The sequence below is a fragment of the Fictibacillus sp. B-59209 genome (genome assembly GCF_036216745.1).
GTDB lineage: Bacteria > Bacillota > Bacilli > Bacillales > Fictibacillaceae > Fictibacillus_C > Fictibacillus_C marinisediminis.
This window is the reverse complement of sequence record NZ_JARMMC010000002.1, coordinates 125,241-141,912: the sequence shown is the minus strand read 5'-3', so window position 1 is coordinate 141,912 and position 16,672 is coordinate 125,241. Positions and strand designations below refer to the sequence as shown.

General features: G+C 44.9%; 19 protein-coding genes. 17 read left to right on the top strand and 2 right to left on the bottom strand.

Features of this window, described 5'->3' with window-relative positions; translation table 11 throughout:
• Positions 1–459: 459 nt before the first annotated feature.
• On the bottom strand, positions 460–864 hold the full coding sequence (locus tag P4361_RS01125; protein WP_328087933.1) for a DUF3889 domain-containing protein: 405 nt from the start codon (positions 862–864) through the stop codon (positions 460–462).
• 320 nt (positions 865–1,184) lie between these two features.
• On the opposite strand from P4361_RS01125, the gene P4361_RS01120 reads away from it, so the two are divergent.
• The 14 genes from P4361_RS01120 (at position 1,185) to P4361_RS01055 (ending at position 13,883) form a co-directional block, all read left to right on the top strand.
• The gene (locus tag P4361_RS01120; RefSeq protein ID WP_248254407.1) at positions 1,185–1,409 is read left to right on the top strand and encodes an AtpZ/AtpI family protein; all 225 of its coding nucleotides are present in this window, start codon (positions 1,185–1,187) and stop codon (positions 1,407–1,409) included.
• Entirely contained in the window at positions 1,406–1,789 is a 384-nt protein-coding gene (locus P4361_RS01115) for an ATP synthase subunit I (protein WP_328087929.1), read from the top strand. Before P4361_RS01120 ends, P4361_RS01115 begins: the two co-directional genes overlap by 4 nt.
• Positions 1,790–1,795: 6 nt before the next feature.
• On the top strand, positions 1,796–2,506 hold the full coding sequence (gene atpB / locus P4361_RS01110; RefSeq protein WP_062238317.1) for a F0F1 ATP synthase subunit A: 711 nt from the start codon (positions 1,796–1,798) through the stop codon (positions 2,504–2,506).
• Between the two features lie 82 nt (positions 2,507–2,588).
• Entirely contained in the window at positions 2,589–2,801 is a 213-nt protein-coding gene (atpE, locus tag P4361_RS01105; protein ID WP_061973519.1) for a F0F1 ATP synthase subunit C, read from the top strand.
• A 75-nt stretch (positions 2,802–2,876) separates the two neighbouring features.
• A complete protein-coding gene (gene atpF / locus P4361_RS01100) occupies positions 2,877–3,422 on the top strand; it encodes a F0F1 ATP synthase subunit B (protein WP_062238493.1) in 546 nt (181 codons plus the stop codon).
• Positions 3,419–3,970, top strand: a complete 552-nt coding sequence (locus P4361_RS01095) for a F0F1 ATP synthase subunit delta (protein WP_091009331.1) — start codon at positions 3,419–3,421, stop codon at positions 3,968–3,970. The genes atpF and P4361_RS01095 overlap by 4 nt, the downstream gene beginning before the upstream one ends.
• 19 nt (positions 3,971–3,989) lie before the next feature.
• The gene (gene atpA, locus P4361_RS01090) at positions 3,990–5,489 is read left to right on the top strand and encodes a F0F1 ATP synthase subunit alpha (protein ID WP_328087925.1); all 1,500 of its coding nucleotides are present in this window, start codon (positions 3,990–3,992) and stop codon (positions 5,487–5,489) included.
• 209 nt (positions 5,490–5,698) lie between these two features.
• Positions 5,699–6,562, top strand: a complete 864-nt coding sequence (atpG, locus tag P4361_RS01085; protein WP_156419071.1) for an ATP synthase F1 subunit gamma — start codon at positions 5,699–5,701, stop codon at positions 6,560–6,562.
• A gap of 64 nt (positions 6,563–6,626) precedes the next feature.
• Complete coding sequence (gene atpD, locus P4361_RS01080; protein ID WP_328087922.1) at positions 6,627–8,015, top strand: F0F1 ATP synthase subunit beta; 1,389 nt, start codon at positions 6,627–6,629, stop codon at positions 8,013–8,015.
• Between the two features lie 22 nt (positions 8,016–8,037).
• A complete protein-coding gene (locus P4361_RS01075) occupies positions 8,038–8,442 on the top strand; it encodes a F0F1 ATP synthase subunit epsilon (RefSeq protein WP_256225091.1) in 405 nt (134 codons plus the stop codon).
• Between the two features lie 187 nt (positions 8,443–8,629).
• Entirely contained in the window at positions 8,630–9,172 is a 543-nt protein-coding gene (locus tag P4361_RS01070) for a glycerol-3-phosphate responsive antiterminator (RefSeq protein ID WP_053356479.1), read from the top strand.
• 226 nt (positions 9,173–9,398) lie between these two features.
• Positions 9,399–10,226 carry an MIP/aquaporin family protein gene (locus tag P4361_RS01065; RefSeq protein WP_091009338.1) on the top strand — a complete coding sequence of 276 codons (828 nt, stop codon included), beginning with the start codon at positions 9,399–9,401 and terminating at the stop codon, positions 10,224–10,226.
• A gap of 61 nt (positions 10,227–10,287) precedes the next feature.
• The gene (gene glpK, locus P4361_RS01060) at positions 10,288–11,781 is read left to right on the top strand and encodes a glycerol kinase GlpK (protein ID WP_328087916.1); all 1,494 of its coding nucleotides are present in this window, start codon (positions 10,288–10,290) and stop codon (positions 11,779–11,781) included.
• A 437-nt stretch (positions 11,782–12,218) separates the two neighbouring features.
• On the top strand, positions 12,219–13,883 hold the full coding sequence (locus P4361_RS01055) for a glycerol-3-phosphate dehydrogenase/oxidase (protein ID WP_425590212.1): 1,665 nt from the start codon (positions 12,219–12,221) through the stop codon (positions 13,881–13,883).
• A gap of 43 nt (positions 13,884–13,926) precedes the next feature.
• Here the strand turns inward: P4361_RS01055 and P4361_RS01050 are convergent, their stop codons facing one another.
• Positions 13,927–14,349 (bottom strand): DUF1722 domain-containing protein, encoded by a 423-nt coding sequence (locus P4361_RS01050; protein ID WP_328087914.1) that lies wholly within the window; start codon positions 14,347–14,349, stop codon positions 13,927–13,929.
• A 316-nt stretch (positions 14,350–14,665) separates the two neighbouring features.
• Here P4361_RS01050 and P4361_RS01045 point away from each other — a divergent pair, with 316 nt between their 5' ends.
• Genes P4361_RS01045 through P4361_RS01035 form a run of 3 tightly spaced genes read left to right on the top strand, consistent with a single transcriptional unit; the run spans position 14,666 to position 16,671 of the window.
• Positions 14,666–15,040, top strand: coding sequence for an NADH-quinone oxidoreductase subunit A (locus P4361_RS01045; RefSeq protein ID WP_053356484.1), 375 nt, complete (start codon positions 14,666–14,668; stop codon positions 15,038–15,040).
• Positions 15,031–15,543 carry a NuoB/complex I 20 kDa subunit family protein gene (locus P4361_RS01040; protein WP_053356485.1) on the top strand — a complete coding sequence of 171 codons (513 nt, stop codon included), beginning with the start codon at positions 15,031–15,033 and terminating at the stop codon, positions 15,541–15,543. Before P4361_RS01045 ends, P4361_RS01040 begins: the two co-directional genes overlap by 10 nt.
• A gap of 3 nt (positions 15,544–15,546) precedes the next feature.
• Positions 15,547–16,671, top strand: coding sequence for an NADH-quinone oxidoreductase subunit C (locus tag P4361_RS01035; protein ID WP_328087910.1), 1,125 nt, complete (start codon positions 15,547–15,549; stop codon positions 16,669–16,671).
• The last annotated feature ends 1 nt before the right edge of the window (position 16,672 follow it).

The window sequence follows — 16,672 nt, the reverse complement described above, 5'->3', positions numbered from 1 at the left end:
GGAAAGCGAGCAGCCTGAAACGGAAATCAACAGCTTACAGACTTCTTGGACAGCCCCTTTTTTTTGTGGGGGAAGTGGTCTGAAATGAATGCAGCGAATCGTGTCGATTAGTGTCGAGTATAAACTGTTCGATAATAAAAGCGGCCGTTTCGATAATATAAAAGAGATTTTCAATAATAAAAAGAGATTTTCGATAATAAAATCAGAAAATTGATAATAAAAAGCTGAGTTCAGCCTTTTCTCCCTCCATTTTACCGGGGTTTCCTTAAGGGAAGTTAGATTAATCCTCCCTTATAGAGCCCGAATCAGACATTTTGAGTTAGAAATAATGCTCTTTTGCTCCATTTAAATGATTTTTAAAGAAAATCCACCAAAAAAACAATTAACTTCCCCCCTAAAAAAAACGCCCCTTCGCTCATTCCAGAAATGAGCGAAAGGGGCGTACATCACTACTAACAATCAACTGATCTCCTCAAACGCCACAGAAATAAGCTTTCCGTTGTCCGGGTTATGCAGCACCTTCACTTTAATGTCTTTTTCCACTTGGTTCTCGGTTACGATGAAGTCAAAGAAATCAATGACGGTTCCGTCAGCATTGACGCGGCGAGTATCGTACTGATAGTCGCTGATCGCGCTGTTCGGATACTTCTCTTTTGTCCGTTCAAGAGCGATTTTCCCCCACTTTGCGTAATCCTGCCGCATGGGCTCGGTTGATATGTTGACCCTGTTGTTCCGGTTCTGGTCTTCGTAGTAACCGGTCTGATGGGGTTCCACATTATTTTTCCGGTCGTTTGCATTGTTCATGCATGCCCCTAAAATCATCAAAAAGAAAGCAAATAAAAATCCTGTTTTAGTAAGTTTCAAGTGATAGCCTCCTCGTGATTCGATATCACTCAAAAGTGTCTGCAAAAACCTGAATTTTATACATAAATGAACATTTAATATTGTGTAATATCCCGCGATTTTCCTAAGGAAAAGCAATATTATAGAGCATTTGAATAAACATATAGGAATTGTGACAGATTTTCCACAATTTATACGATATTTAACCCCTAATTGCGTTGACACCGAGGTACCGCTATTGTATCCTTACAAAGGGAATATGGTAAGGTTTTCATACTAGGAGACTAGCGCGTTTCCTAATATTTTGAACTCTTGCTTATATTTCGGAAGGAGTCCATGCGATGAGCACCGGGAAACGGCCTTATAAAGCAATGGCATTAATGTCAGGTATATTGTCAACACTAGTTGGAGGTATATTGCTTGGACTTTTCGGCGGTATGTGGCTGGATCGCTTCACGGGAACAAGTCCTTTGTTCCTCATCATTGGCTTGTTTCTAGGGCTTGGAGCCGGCGTTTATGGCATGATCCGTTTATTATCCAACCAATCAGGAGAAGAACGCAAATGACCGAGTACACCATGACCTACAGAAGATACATAAAGTATACACTCTTTATGCTCTCTTTTTTTGTCCTCGGATACGGAGTAACGTCCTACAAATCCATCTTCCTCGGTTTATCATTCGGCACCCTGTTCGGTCTATTTAATCTCTGGAGTATGTACTCCAGTATCGAGCGGCTCGGACAAGCAGTCATTAACCAGCAGAAAGTCAGGACAATGGGCTCATTATCAAGACTTCTCATGGGAGGTCTCGCGGCGCTAATTGCCATTAGATTCCCGCAATTCTTCAATTTGTTAAGTGTGGTAATTGGATTGATGACGGTCTATATTATCATGTTAATAGATTCACTAACTAAAACCATACGTACTCCAAAGGAAAAGAGGTGAACACAGGTGGAACACGAAGCTCCGATACATACGTTTATGGGTTTGCAATTTAACCTGTCTAACGTATTGATGATTACAGTTTCATCACTTATTGTTTTCCTGATTGCTGTACTGGCTACCCGTGCCTTGTCCATGAGACCGGGCGGAATGCAAAACTTCCTCGAATGGGTAGTGGACTTTGTAAAAGGAATCATTAATAGCACTATGGATTGGCATACCGGCGGACGCTTTCTTACTTTAGGGCTCACGCTGCTTATGTATATTTTTGTCTCCAATATGCTGGGACTGCCGTTTGCGGTAGCCTTTGGCCATGAATTATGGTGGAAGTCCCCGACAGCAGACCCGACGATCACATTGACACTCGCTGTTATGGTAGTGGTTTTAAGCCATTATTATGGAGTGAAGTTAAAGGGTGCTAAAGCATATGGTTCAGAGTTCTTCAAACCATTCAAGCTTTTCTTCCCATTAAAGCTGATTGAAGAATTCGCAAACACACTTACGCTGGGTCTTCGGCTTTACGGTAACATCTATGCCGGTGAAATTCTTCTCGGCCTTCTCGTGGGTCTCTCACACCAAGGTATCTTTGCTGGTATTCTGGGAATCTTCCCATTGATTGTATGGCAAGGGTTCTCGGTATTCGTAGGTGCTATCCAGGCATTTATCTTTACCATGTTAACAATGGTTTATTTAGCCCATAAAGTGGCTGATGACCATTAATTAATATAATTTCCGTTTCCGGCCAAATAGCCGGGAACAAAAAAATAAAATTTACAGGGGAATAGAAGGGAGTAATACAAAAATGAATCTTATTGCAGCAGCAATTGCAATCGGTCTAGCAGCACTAGGTGCAGGTATTGGTAACGGTCTTATCGTAGGACGTACAGTTGAGGGGGTTGCTCGTCAACCAGAACTACGCGGTACGCTTCAAACAACAATGTTTATCGGGGTTGCGTTAGTTGAAGCACTTCCTATCATCGGTGTTGTTATTGCATTTATCGTTCTTGGGAAGTAATAACAGCAAGATTTAAAAAGATCTCAATAATGGCGAAGCATGTTTCAAAACTGGAACTTTTCTTCGCCATTCCTTATGTATGACCTATTGAAGGGAGGAAATACCGTGCAATCCTTAATTTTAGGTGCTGCAACCGGTGGTGTTAACGGCGGAGATATTCTCTTCCAGTTACTAGCATTCATAATCTTAATGCTCTTGTTACGCAAGTATGCATGGGGTCCGTTAATGGGCATCATGAAAGAGCGTCAATCTTATATAACAAATGAAATCGAAGCAGCAGAAACAAACCGCAAAGAAGCGGAACAGCATCTCGCTGCACAAATTCAAGAATTAAAACAAGCGCGTGAGGAAGCAAGAGCTATCATTGAAAATTCGAAAAAACAAGGTGAAGTCCAAGGAGAAGCCATCATTCAGGCTGCCCGCGGCGAAGCCAACCGTGTGAAAGAAGAAGCACTTGCTGACATTGCCAGTGAAAGAGAAAAAGCTGTGGCTACTCTCCGTAATGAAGTCGCTTCTCTATCCGTTATGATTGCTTCTAAAGTCATTGCGAAAGAACTAGATGAGCGCAGCCAGGAGAAGTTAATCCAGGATTACCTTCAAGAGGCAGGCGAAGCTAGATGAGCAAAGATCTTACTGTAATTGCAAAACGTTACGCATCAGCTCTTTTTGAAGTAGTAGGGCAAGAGAATCTTGATAAGGCAGAAGCTGAGCTTCGCCTCGTAAAAAGCATCATGGAACAAAACCATGATATCCAAAAGATTTTAAACCACCCGAAAATTTCTGTACAGCAGAAAAAACAAATCGTAAAAGACAGCATTGGCACGGACATTTCAGCACCGGTCCTGAACACAGTTTTCTTGCTCATCGACCGCAACCGCCAAGGTTTGATCACTGAGATGGCCAGCCAATTCATTGGATTAGCAAATGAATCGCGCGGCATTGCTGATGCAACTGTTTACTCTGTCCGCTTGTTATCTGCAGATGAAAAACGCCAGCTTGAGGAAACGTTCGCGAAACGAGTAGGCAAGCAGCGGCTGCGCATTGAAAATATTATTGACCAAAGCCTCGTGGGGGGCGTAAGAATCCGCATCGGCAACCGTATTTTTGACGGAAGTGTCCGCGGGAAACTAGAGCGTATTGAACGTCAATTAGCCGCTACGCAAGGCTAAAAAGATAGGGGTGAAATTCATGAGCATTAAAGCTGAAGAAATCAGTGCTTTAATAAAAAAACAGATTGAAAACTATCAGTCTGAAATCGAAGTTAACGATGTCGGTACAGTTATTCAAGTCGGTGACGGTATTGCCCGTGCGCATGGATTGGATAATGTTATGGCTGGTGAGCTTGTTGAATTTTCTAACGGTGTTATGGGTATGGCCCAGAACCTTGAAGAAAACAACGTCGGTATCATCATCCTTGGGCCTTACCAGGAGATCCGTGAAGGAGACGAGGTTAAACGTACAGGACGCATCATGGAAGTTCCTGTAGGACCGGAGCTTTTAGGACGTGTTGTTAACCCGCTTGGCCTTCCAATTGATGGTAAAGGGCCGGTAGAAACAGTGAAAACACGCCCGATCGAGCAAAAAGCTCCTGGAGTAATGGCTCGTAAGTCTGTACATGAGCCGCTTCAAACAGGAATCAAAGCGATCGATGCCCTCGTTCCAATCGGACGCGGACAGCGTGAGCTGATCATCGGTGACCGCCAAACGGGTAAAACAGCTGTAGCCATCGATACGATCATCAACCAAAAAGATCAGGACATGATTTGTATCTATGTTGCGATCGGACAAAAAGAGTCCACCGTTGCTGGTGTTGTTGAAACTCTTCGCGAACATGGTGCTCTCGATTACACGATCGTTGTTTCTGCTGGTGCTTCCCAGCCTGCACCTCTTCTTTTCTTGGCGCCGTATGCCGGTGTATCCATGGCTGAAGAGTTCATGTGGGACGGAAAACACGTATTGATCGTTTATGATGACCTTTCAAAACAGGCAGCAGCATACCGTGAGCTTTCCTTGCTTCTTCGCCGTCCTCCAGGCCGCGAAGCTTATCCAGGGGATGTTTTCTACCTTCACTCACGCCTTTTAGAGCGTGCTGCGAAATTAAACGATGAATTAGGCGGAGGTTCTATTACCGCACTTCCTTTCATCGAAACACAAGCGAGTGACGTATCTGCTTATATCCCGACAAACGTTATCTCCATTACAGACGGACAGATCTTCTTGCAGTCTGACCTGTTCTTCTCTGGTGTACGTCCGGCGATTAACGCAGGTATCTCTGTATCCCGTGTAGGGGGATCAGCTCAAATTAAAGCGATGAGCAAAGTATCCGGTACCCTTCGTCTTGACCTTGCATCTTTCCGTGAGCTTGAAGCATTTGCTCAGTTCGGTTCGGATCTGGACAAAGCGACTCAAGCGAAACTTAACCGTGGTGCGCGTACAGTAGAAGTACTTAAACAAGGACTTCACAAACCGCTTCGCGTAGAACTTCAAGTTGCCAGCCTTTTTGCATTAACAAGAGGATATCTTGACGATGTAGCTGTTGAGGATGTAACTCGCTTTGAAGAAGAGCTTCATGCATACATGGAAACAAACGCTAAAGACGTTCTTGACCAAATCAAAACGACTGGAAAACTTCCAGAAGGCGACGATCTGGACAACGCGATCAAAGCGTTTAAAAAAGTATTTGCATAAGAAAAGCCGAAGTGCTCGCTTAGGTCCGACAAGCGCTGGAACTCTCACACAGCAACACGCGTTTTGTGTTGCGGAGTGAGAGTGAAGCGACCTCAAGGGCCTGAGCACTGAAGCTAGATCCAGTGCTAACAGTAACGAAATGTTTTTAATAGATAACTGCGCAGGATGCACCCATGCATCCTGCAACCAGCTTAAATAAAAGGTGGTGAATACGAGTGGCATTACGAGATATTAAAGCTAGAATCGATGCAACAAAAAAGACAATGCAGATTACAAAAGCAATGGAGATGGTATCCGCTGCTGCCTTGAACCGTGCTGAGCAAAACGCCAAACGATTTGTTCCTTATATGGATAAAATCCAGGAGGTCGTTTCCAGCATTGCTTCAGGAAGCAAGAGTGCACGCCATCCTATGCTTTTGAGCCGCCCTGTGAAAAAGACGGGATATTTTGTCATCACAGCAGACCGCGGTTTGGCAGGTGCCTATAACTCCAACGTTCTTCGTCACGTTTTCCGTACGATTAAAGAGCGCCATCAGTCTCCTGATGAATATGCGATCATCGTTGTGGGTAAGGTAGGCCTTAACTTCTTTAAGAGCCGCAGCATGCCGGTCTTGGACAGCATTACCGGTCTGGCTGACCAGCCATCTTTTGCAGACATTAAAGCGATCGCGAGCAAAGCAGTCAATCTGTATGCTAACGAAACATTCGACGAGCTTTACATGTACTATAATCATTTCGTCAGTGCCATCCAGTCAGAACTAACGGAAAAGAAAGTCCTTCCGCTGACTGACTTTGATGGAGCGAGCACATCAACTGCTTCCTACGAGTACGAGCCTTCTGAAGAAGAAATTCTTGAAGTCTTGCTTCCACAGTATGCTGAAAGCTTGATCTACGGAGCGTTATTGGACGCTAAAGCAGCAGAGCATGCTTCTCGTATGACAGCAATGAGAAATGCAACTGACAATGCGAACGAATTGATCGGCCAGTTTACGCTTACGTACAACCGTGAGCGCCAGGCGGCCATCACTCAGGAAATTACCGAGATTGTCGGCGGGGTTGCGGCACTCGAATAGATTTTTTATGCCTCATTCAGGCATGCACGGCACAATACTGTGCCAGAAGTTAGGAGGGGAAACGATGAATAAAGGTTATATAACTCAGATTCTCGGACCTGTTGTTGACGTTAAATTCAATGACAGTCTTCCGGAACTTTTGAATGCATTAACTGTTGACGCTGAAGGCGTTCAATTAACTCTAGAAGTAGCCCTTCACCTTGGTGACAACACTGTCCGTACAATCGCGATGGATTCTACTGACGGTCTTGTACGTGGAATGGCAATCAATGATACAGGCAAACCGATCTCCGTTCCTGTAGGAAACGTGACACTTGGCCGCGTATTTAACGTGCTTGGCGACCACATTGACCTTGGAGAGCCGGTTCCTGCTGATGTTCGCCGTGATCCGATTCACCGCGGAGCACCTACTTTCGAAAACCTTACAACACGCACTGAAATCCTTGAAACTGGTATTAAAGTCGTTGACCTTATCGCCCCTTATGTTAAGGGTGGTAAGATCGGTCTTTTCGGAGGTGCGGGTGTAGGTAAAACCGTACTTATCCAGGAATTGATCAACAACATCGCTCAAGAGCATGGCGGTCTTTCCGTATTTGCTGGTGTTGGTGAACGTACTCGTGAAGGAAATGACCTTTTCCATGAAATGACCGATTCTGGTGTTATCAAGAAAACAGCAATGGTATTCGGCCAGATGAATGAGCCTCCTGGAGCACGTGCGCGTGTAGCACTTTCCGGGTTGACTATGGCTGAATATTTCCGTGACGAAGAAGGCCAGGACGTACTGTTCTTCGTTGACAACATTTTCCGTTTCACGCAAGCAGGTTCTGAAGTATCTGCCCTTCTTGGCCGTATGCCATCAGCGGTAGGTTACCAGCCTACACTTGCAACAGAAATGGGTCAATTGCAAGAGCGTATTACATCCACGAAAAAAGGTTCCGTAACATCCATCCAGGCGATCTACGTACCTGCGGATGACTATACTGACCCGGCTCCGGCAACCGCTTTTGCCCACTTGGATGCAACAACTAACCTTGAGCGTAAATTGACTGCCATGGGTATCTACCCTGCGGTAGATCCATTGGCCTCTACTTCACGCGGGCTTACTCCTGAAGTTGTTGGAGAAGAACACTACAATGTAGCACGCCAAGTTCAGCAAACATTGCAGCGCTATAAAGAATTACAAGATATTATCGCGATCCTTGGTATGGACGAGTTATCTGAAGAAGATAAATTGATTGTACAGCGTGCACGTCGTATCCAATTCTTCTTATCTCAAAACTTCCACGTTGCTGAGCAGTTTACCGGACAAAAAGGATCTTATGTTCCTGTTAAAGAAACCATCAAAGGATTCAAAGAGATCCTTGAAGGCAAGCACGACGACCTTCCGGAAGATGCATTCCGTCTTGTAGGTTCTATTGAAGATGTTATTGAAAAAGCAAAGACAATGGTCTAAACCTATAAGGGGGTAAGACGAAATGAAAACTTTAGAAGTAAGTGTAGTCACCCCTGATGGTCCCGTGTTTGAAGGAACGGCAGAAATGGTCAGTGCAAAAGCAAAAAGCGGAGAGCTTGGTGTCTTGCCTGGACATATTCCGTTGGTTGCTCCTTTAACCATCAGTGCAGTTCGCGTGCACCAGGATGGAAAAACACTTTATGTGGCCGTTAGCGGTGGATTTATCGAAGTCCGGCCTGAAAAAGTAACGGTTCTTGCTCAATCTGCAGAACTAGCAAGCGAGATTGAAATGGAACGTGCTCAAGCGGCCAAAGAGCGTGCTGAGCGCCGTCTGGCAGCAACAAATCAAGACGATATCGACCATAAAAGAGCAGAGCTTGCTCTTCGGCGTGCGGTCAACCGTATTGAAATCGCGAGCCGCAGATAAATAAAGTAAGAAGCCTCCCTGGCTTTGGCCAGGGAGGCTTTTTTTTGCACAAGAAGGGATATTTCGGGTGACTATAGGAAGAATTCTGGCAGCATCGTGAAGTTTCCGGGCGACTTACCAAGTCTTTTTCTTTTTTTTTACGAAAAAGTATATAATAAGGGAAACCCGCATGTTGGAGGAAAAACAAATGAGCTTTAGAAACCAAACTATATTACCGGCTGTTCGCAAATGGAAGGAACTTGAGCAGTTACTGAACAGCGAGTATACATACATCGTCATTCTTGACAGCCACATTGCTCAGTTGAAAAGTATGGTGAAAATTGCCGGCCAGGCCAATAAAAAGCTATTTGTCCATGCGGATTTGATCAATGGTTTAAAAGCAGATGAATATGCTGCGGAATTTATCTGCCAGGAAATCAAGCCGGCTGGCATCATTTCAACACGATCAAATGTCATTGCGACGGCAAAAAAGAAAGGTGTAACCGCCATACAGCGGTTATTTTTGCTTGATTCCATCGCACTGGAAACAAGCTATAAAATTATCGGGAAGACACAGCCTGATTTTATCGAAGTTTTGCCTGGATTGATGCCGAACATCATCAAAGAAGTTCATGAAAAAACGGGTATTCCTGTGTTTGCAGGCGGATTGATCCGGACAAAAGAAGAGATCGATCTGGCGATTCAAGGAGGGGCAGTGGCGGTGACCACTTCCGATAAGGAACTCTGGTAAGGTGATGCATGAATTTTCCATATCCTTACCCATTGACAGCGTTTTCAAGCTATGATTAAATATTAGACAAGTTAATAATTTGATGGAGAATCGGAGATCAGCAGAAGCCCTTACAATAACTTAAGGGATATTTTTGCTGGTCTTTTTTTTTACCAAATGTCATTAATGGGGCAGGCTAAGAGAAATTTTCCATTCTCTTGTCTAATTTGGAAAGGAGTGTTAAAGGATGTCACCGATACTCGGAGAAATTATCGGAACAATGATCTTAATTATTTTTGGTGGCGGCGTTGTTGCCAATGTTAGCTTAAAGAAATCCAAGGCAGAAGGCGGAGGGTGGATTGTTGTGGGTCTTGGCTGGGGTCTTGCTGTATCGATGGCTGTATACGCTGTCGGTAAGTTCAGCGGTGCACATTTAAATCCAGCGGTTACGTTAGGATTGGCTGCAATTGGAGACTTTAGCTGGTCACAGGTTCCAGGGTATATTGCTGCACAGATGCTCGGTGGTTTCCTGGGCGGAATTATTGTTTATTTTCAATTTCTGCCTCACTGGGAACAGACAGAGGATCCAGCTGTGAAACTTGGCGTTTTTTCTACGGACCCTGCAATTCCACATACATTATCGAATCTTTTAAGTGAGTTTATTGGAACAGCTGTTTTACTGGTAGGACTTTTGTCTATTGGAGCGAATAAATTTACAGAAGGATTAAATCCTTTGATCGTCGGTTTCCTGATTGTAGCGATTGGATTATCTCTCGGAGGACCTACCGGATATGCGATTAACCCGGCACGTGACCTTGGGCCGAGACTGGCACATTTCTTTTTGCCGATCAGTGGCAAGGGAGGATCTAACTGGAAGTATGCCTGGATTCCTGTTGTCGGCCCGATTTTAGGCGGAGTATTTGGCGCACTTCTTTATCAAGCATTGTTTGAAGGCAAGGTAACCGCTTTCTTTTGGAGCTGGACGGTATTATCGGCATTGATATTTGCAGCGGCTCATCTTGCCGGCAAGAGCGGTACACAAGGGCTCAGACACGGTGAGAGAATAAAGAACTAACACACAAAAAACACATTAGAATGCATAAAAACCAGTTCATTTGTAAAGGAGAGCTATTTCTATGGATAAGAAATATGTTTTAGCACTGGATCAAGGAACAACAAGTTCACGCGCAATTCTTTTTAACAAAGAAGGCGAAGTTGTATCTGTTGCACAAAAAGAATTCACACAGCATTTCCCCAAGCCGGGCTGGGTTGAACATAACGCCCAGGAGATCTGGGGAAGCATACTTGCTGTTGTTGCCCAGGTACTGGAAGGAACGAACACTTCTCCAAAAGAAATAGCGGCGATCGGAATTACAAATCAGCGTGAAACAGCTGTAGTATGGGACAAAAATACCGGGAAGCCTGTTTACAATGCGATTGTTTGGCAATCAAGACAGACGGCAGATATCTGTGAAGAACTAAAGGCGCAGGGACACAACGATCTATTCAGAGACAAGACAGGCCTGCTGATCGATGCGTATTTTTCAGGTACAAAAGTAAAATGGATCTTGGATAACGTGGAAGGTGCACGCGAAAAGGCAGAAAAGGGCGACCTTCTTTTCGGAACGATTGATACGTGGTTATTGTGGAAAATGACTGGCGGACAAGCACACGTTACCGATTACTCGAACGCTTCAAGAACCTTGATGTATAACATCTACGATTTGAAATGGGATGAAGAACTGCTTGATATCCTTGACGTTCCGGCATCCATGCTTCCTGAAGTAAAATCATCTTCAGAAGTCTACGGCCAAACGATCGATTATCACTTCTTCGGTGAAAGCATTCCAATTGCAGGGATTGCCGGCGACCAGCAGGCTGCACTTTTCGGCCAAGCGTGCTTTGAAACAGGCATGGCGAAGAATACGTACGGCACCGGCTGCTTTATGCTCATGAATACTGGAGAAAAGGCCGTCAGATCTGAGCATGGGCTATTAACTACACTTGCTTGGGGAATTGACGGAAAAGTACAGTACGCGCTTGAAGGCAGTATTTTTGTAGCGGGTTCAGCAGTTCAATGGCTTCGAGACGGCCTGCAGTTAATCCGTACTTCTCCTGAAAGTGAAGAACTTGCAGAGCGTGTTACGTCATCTGATGGAGTGTATGTTGTACCGGCTTTCGTTGGGCTCGGAACGCCATATTGGGACAGTGAAGCACGAGGAGCTGTGTTCGGCTTGACGCGAGGAACGAAAAAAGAACACTTTGTGCGTGCTACGCTGGAGTCCCTTGCTTACCAGACTCGTGATGTTTTGACAGCCATGGAAGCTGATTCTGGCATTGAACTGAAAAAGCTTCGCGTGGACGGCGGCGCGGTGAAAAACAACTTCCTCATGCAATTCCAGTCCGATATTCTTGGAGTTCCGGTGGAGCGTCCGGAAATCAATGAAACTACGGCTTTAGGCGCGGCTTATCTCGCGGGCCTTGCTACAGGATTCTGGAGCGGCCGTGAAGCCATTGCAGATAAATGGAAAGTAGAAAAAGATTTTGACAACTCCATGGAAGAAAAAGAACGCGAAGATCTATACAAAGGATGGAAAAAAGCTGTTGAAGCAGCAAGAGTTTTTAAATAAGGGGTGGTTTCTAAAAGATTGTTGCTTTGGGAACATTTTTGTAAAGTGCCTTCTTTGACAAGTTGATTGTAGTGCAAGGTGCGAGACTCCTGCGGGACAAGCGTGACAGGTGAAACCCGCAGGCGCTTGCGCCGAGGGGTTCAGCGTACGCCACGCGGAAAGCGAGCATCCTGGAACGGAAATCAGCTACTATCAAGAGCAACAAAGGTTACGAATACAGCCTAAAAAAATTCGAGCGCACCATTTGCAAACTTCATCATAACTTGTTATGATAGCACTAAGTTAATAACGGTCGGAGCTACGGAGAGACCACAATACCCTGAGATAGGTTCAGGGGTATTGTGGTCTCTTTTTTGTTCTCTGGACAAAAATATACGCTTTAATTTGAGTGTTTTAGGAAAAGAATAACATAGGGATAAAAGAAGGAGTGGCGTGATATGGATAATAATCAATTTTCAAGCAATAAAAGAGAACAATATATAGAGGATATGAAAACTGCTTCCCTGGATTTATTAGTGATCGGGGGCGGAGTGACAGGAGCAGGAATTCTTCTTGATGCCACGACTCGAGGGATGAAAGCAGGCGTTTTGGAAATGCAGGACTTCGCAGGAGGTACATCCAGCCGTTCTACTAAGCTTGTCCATGGCGGACTTCGCTACTTAAAACAGTTCGAAGTCGGCCTAGTTGCAGAAGTAGGTAAAGAGCGTGCAATCGTTTATGAGAATGCACCTCATGTAACGACACCGGAGTGGATGCTTCTTCCAATGTACAAAAAAGGGACATTCGGCAAATTTTCTACTTCCATCGGTCTTAAGGTTTATGACTTTTTGGCAGGTGTAAAACGAAAAGAACGCCGATCCATGCTAAGCAAAGAAGAAACATTGAACCGTGAGCCATTATTGAAAAAGAAAGACATTCTAGGCGGCGGTTATTATGTGGAATATAAAACAGATGATGCTCGTCTAACTCTTGAAATTATGAAAGAAGCGGTCTATCGCGGAGGCAAGGCTGTCAATTATATTAAAGTGATAGACTTCATCTACGATAAGGACGGCAAACTTCTTGGTGTAAAAGCGGAAGACACACTTTCTGGAAAAGTGCATGAAATCTATGCCAAGAAAATTGTTAACGCAGCCGGACCTTGGGTTGATGAACTGCGCGATATTGATAAGTCCAAAAAAGGAAAAAGAATTCACCATACAAAAGGGATCCACCTTGTAATCGATGGGGAACGTTTCCCGCTCCGCCAAGCGGTTTATTTTGACACACCGGACGGAAGAATGGTGTTTGCGATTCCGCGTGAAGGAAAAGCGTATGTCGGTACAACAGACACAGATTACAAAGGTGATTTGAAGAACCCAAGAATTACACATGATGATGTTGATTATGTAGTAAAAGCGATCAATTTCATGTTCCCTGATGTGAAGATCACAGAAAAAGACATTGAATCTTCCTGGGCTGGATTGCGTCCATTGATTCATGAAGATGGAAAAGATCCTTCTGAGATTTCCAGAAAAGACGAAGTGTTCTTCTCCCCTTCAGGATTGATTACGATCGCCGGCGGTAAATTAACCGGATATCGTAAAATGGCAGAAAAAGTGGCGGACATCGTTGCTGGCCAGCTTGAGAAAGAAGTGGGAATCAAGTACGACACCAGCAATACGAAACACCTTGTATTATCTGGCGGTAACGTAGGCGGAAGCAGCCACTACCCTGAATATATCCGTCAAAAAGTTTCTGAGGGCCTCAACCTTGGATTAAGCAAGGACGATGCAGAACAGCTTGTGAAAAAATACGGTTCCAACGTGGACCGTCTGTTTGAAATCATCCGGGACGGCCAGAAAGAAGCCGACCTTAATAAACTGCCGATCCAAGTCTATGCAACATTGATCTACGCTATGGACGAAGAGATGGCAACAACACCAGCTGACTACTTTATCCGCCGTACAAGCGCGATGTACTTTGACATTGCTTACGTACGCCAATGGAAAGAAAAAGGAATTGCCTTGATGGCGAAACACTTAAACTGGACACCAGAACAAACTCAGCAGCACACAGAAGAACTCGAACGCCAAATGAGCTACAGCACAGAAGCGATCTAACTACTTTATATCTTAGGTGCCAGGCACCCTCTTTTGACATATGTCAAAGAGCGGTGCCTGACACCTTTTTCAATAACGAGGATTGCTCTAAATAAGGGTTAGGATAAGAAACAAGCAAGGTTTGTTTAATATAGCTCAATAGCTTTGCCGATTCAGACCGAGAAAGCAAGAATTCATCCGGCAGTGAACTGCAATTCTCAAGCAGTTCAAAGAATTGCTGCTTTTCATCCTGTATCACTGCTTTTTTAAAATAGCCCCAAACGTGCTCGGCTGTATTCAGAAAAGCCTTCCTGGAATAGGGAAGCTTCTCCATCCCTCCCATTTCATCGAAAATTGCAGTATAATCTTCTTCCCCTTTTGCCTCGCGAAACGAATCTCTAATCCTGCTGTAATGCTGGTAGCCCTTCGCCATCACATCATATTTTTGTTTCGCCCACTCCAGCTCAGCTTCCTTTCTGGCACTCATAAACACCCTCCTCTTTTTAATTGATTGTAAAGAAATCAGTCAGCTTGGCAAAGCTTGTTATTTGAAAGCATACTGCCGCTAAAAGAGACCCTCTAAAATCCATCCATCAGCGCAGAGACAAGGAATGGGCAAAGCCCATTCCAGTCTCTTTTCTAACAAACATCCTCCTTCTATCCCCCGAACAAGCTCATATAATAGGAGTATAGTATTGAGCCCGCAGCTCCTCCCCCCGAATGTCGACACAAATTTTGGAATTTGCTATAATGAATACGATTACATAATGTTTAAAAAATTCTGATGATTAGGGAGGTAATGGATGGATTTAACACATGTTTACCAAAACAATTACCTTGTTGTAACCGTCTTTCTCGCATTGGGAATTCTTTTGCCGGTCGGGGCATTAACGGCAGGACGCCTGCTCCGCCCATATAAACCGACTAAAGAGAAATCGACCACATATGAGAGCGGAATTGAACCCTTTCATCAAAGCTGGATCCAATTTAACGTAAGATACTATTTGTTCGCCCTCATGTTTGTCATCTTTGATGTTGAAACTGTGTTTTTATATCCATGGGCTGTCGCCTATGACCATCTTGGGGCCTTTGCCCTCATTGAGATGGGGATATTTATTGTAATGCTCGCTCTTGGCCTCTTATACGCTTGGAAGAAGAAGGTGCTGAAATGGATCTGAAGCTGTCGGATATTTCACCTGAAGAAAAAGCAGAGCTTGAACGCAATATCTTTTTAACCACTTTAGAACAGATTAAAGCGTGGGCAAGGAGCAATTCGCTCTGGCCGCTTACATTCGGCCTTGCCTGCTGTGCCATCGAAATGATGGGAACCGGGTCATCCCACTATGACCTTGACCGTTTTGGCAGTATATTTCGGACCTCGCCACGGCAATCCGATGTCATGATCGTATCCGGGACGGTGACGAAAAAGATGGCTCCAGTCCTTAAACGGCTGTACGAACAAATGCCTGAGCCCAAATGGGTCATTGCCATGGGTTCCTGCGCAACAGCCGGTGGACCCTATATCAAGTCTTATGCCGTCGTTAAGGGAGTGGATCAGATCGTTCCCGTTGATGTTTATATTCCCGGATGTCCGCCAAATCCTGCAGCACTCATTTATGGAATCAATAAATTGCAGGAGAAGATCCGTTACGAAGCGAAGACTGGGAAGAAGGTGATGTAAGACATGCCAAACGAAAATGATGGAAAATCCCCTGAATCCAGCGAGCCGTTATCAAAGGAAGAACTAAAAAAACAGGCAGCTGCTGAAGCAAAAGCGAAAGCCCTGGAGCTTGCCAGACAAAGAGCTCTCGAGAAAAAAGAGGAGAGCGGTGGTCCCGCCCAGGAACTAAGCATTGAGGAACAAAAGAAAAAAGCTGTCGCAGAAGCTAAAGCGAAAGCTGCTGAACTAGCAAAGCAAAAAGCTTTAAGACAAAAAGAAGAAACATCAAGCACTCCGGAGGATCCTTTGGCTGATGAAAAAGCAAAGGCAGCTGCTAAAGCAAAAGCCGCTGCAGCCGCAAAGGCAAAAGCTTCCGCAGCCGCCAAAGCAAGAGCAGCAAGAGATGGAACAGCAGACTCATCTAATCCAGCGGACGACGAAAAAGCAAAGGCAGCTGCTAAAGCAAAAGCCGCTGCAGCCGCAAAGGCCAAAGCAGCCGCTGCTGCCAAAGCAAGAGCAGCCAGAGAGGGAGCAGCAGACTCATCCCATCCTTCCGACGAAAAAGCAAAGGCTATTGCTGCTGCTAAAGCGAAAGCCGCCGCTGCCGCCGCTGCAAGAGCCAAAGCTGCCACAGCCAGGACAGAGGTGCCAGCTGAAGAACAAAAGCCATCTCCGTTACAACCGCTTCTTGACCGTTATGTCAGGGTGATCAAGAAGACATTGGGGGAAGATGTGCTTGAAGACAGCTACATCAACCCGCTTTCCAAGGATGCTCCGACCCTTGTTGCCAAACCGGATACATATTTTAAAATTGCCGAACTTCTTAAACACCACGATGAACTTCGTTTTGATTATTTGTCAGAACTTCACGCCACAGATTTTGAAACTCACCTAGAGGTCTACAATCATTTTTATTCCTACACACATCGCAGTCCAGTTGCATTGAAAGTAAGAATCAATAGAGAAGAAGCAGTCATTGACTCATTAGCTCCCCTTTGGGCGGGGGCTGACTGGCCGGAAAGAGAAGCCTTCGACCTGCTGGGAATCACCTTTACCGGGCATCCGAACTTAACGAGGATTATGATGCCTGACGATTGGGTGGGCCATCCGCTCCGCAAAGATTATGAACCGTATGATGTGGAGGTGTAGC

Coding starts and splice junctions, on each gene's coding strand:
- P4361_RS01120 (WP_248254407.1), top strand. CDS start 1,185: ATGAGCACCGGGAAACGGCCTTATAAAGCAATGGCATTAATGTCAGGT.
- P4361_RS01115 (WP_328087929.1), top strand. CDS start 1,406: ATGACCGAGTACACCATGACCTACAGAAGATACATAAAGTATACACTC.
- atpE (WP_061973519.1), top strand. CDS start 2,589: ATGAATCTTATTGCAGCAGCAATTGCAATCGGTCTAGCAGCACTAGGT.
- atpF (WP_062238493.1), top strand. CDS start 2,877: ATGTATGACCTATTGAAGGGAGGAAATACCGTGCAATCCTTAATTTTA.
- P4361_RS01095 (WP_091009331.1), top strand. CDS start 3,419: ATGAGCAAAGATCTTACTGTAATTGCAAAACGTTACGCATCAGCTCTT.
- atpA (WP_328087925.1), top strand. CDS start 3,990: ATGAGCATTAAAGCTGAAGAAATCAGTGCTTTAATAAAAAAACAGATT.
- atpD (WP_328087922.1), top strand. CDS start 6,627: ATGAATAAAGGTTATATAACTCAGATTCTCGGACCTGTTGTTGACGTT.
- P4361_RS01075 (WP_256225091.1), top strand. CDS start 8,038: ATGAAAACTTTAGAAGTAAGTGTAGTCACCCCTGATGGTCCCGTGTTT.
- P4361_RS01070 (WP_053356479.1), top strand. CDS start 8,630: ATGAGCTTTAGAAACCAAACTATATTACCGGCTGTTCGCAAATGGAAG.
- P4361_RS01065 (WP_091009338.1), top strand. CDS start 9,399: ATGTCACCGATACTCGGAGAAATTATCGGAACAATGATCTTAATTATT.
- glpK (WP_328087916.1), top strand. CDS start 10,288: ATGGATAAGAAATATGTTTTAGCACTGGATCAAGGAACAACAAGTTCA.
- P4361_RS01055 (WP_425590212.1), top strand. CDS start 12,219: ATGGATAATAATCAATTTTCAAGCAATAAAAGAGAACAATATATAGAG.
- P4361_RS01050 (WP_328087914.1), bottom strand. CDS start 14,349: ATGAGTGCCAGAAAGGAAGCTGAGCTGGAGTGGGCGAAACAAAAATAT.
- P4361_RS01045 (WP_053356484.1), top strand. CDS start 14,666: ATGGATTTAACACATGTTTACCAAAACAATTACCTTGTTGTAACCGTC.
- P4361_RS01040 (WP_053356485.1), top strand. CDS start 15,031: ATGGATCTGAAGCTGTCGGATATTTCACCTGAAGAAAAAGCAGAGCTT.
- P4361_RS01035 (WP_328087910.1), top strand. CDS start 15,547: ATGCCAAACGAAAATGATGGAAAATCCCCTGAATCCAGCGAGCCGTTA.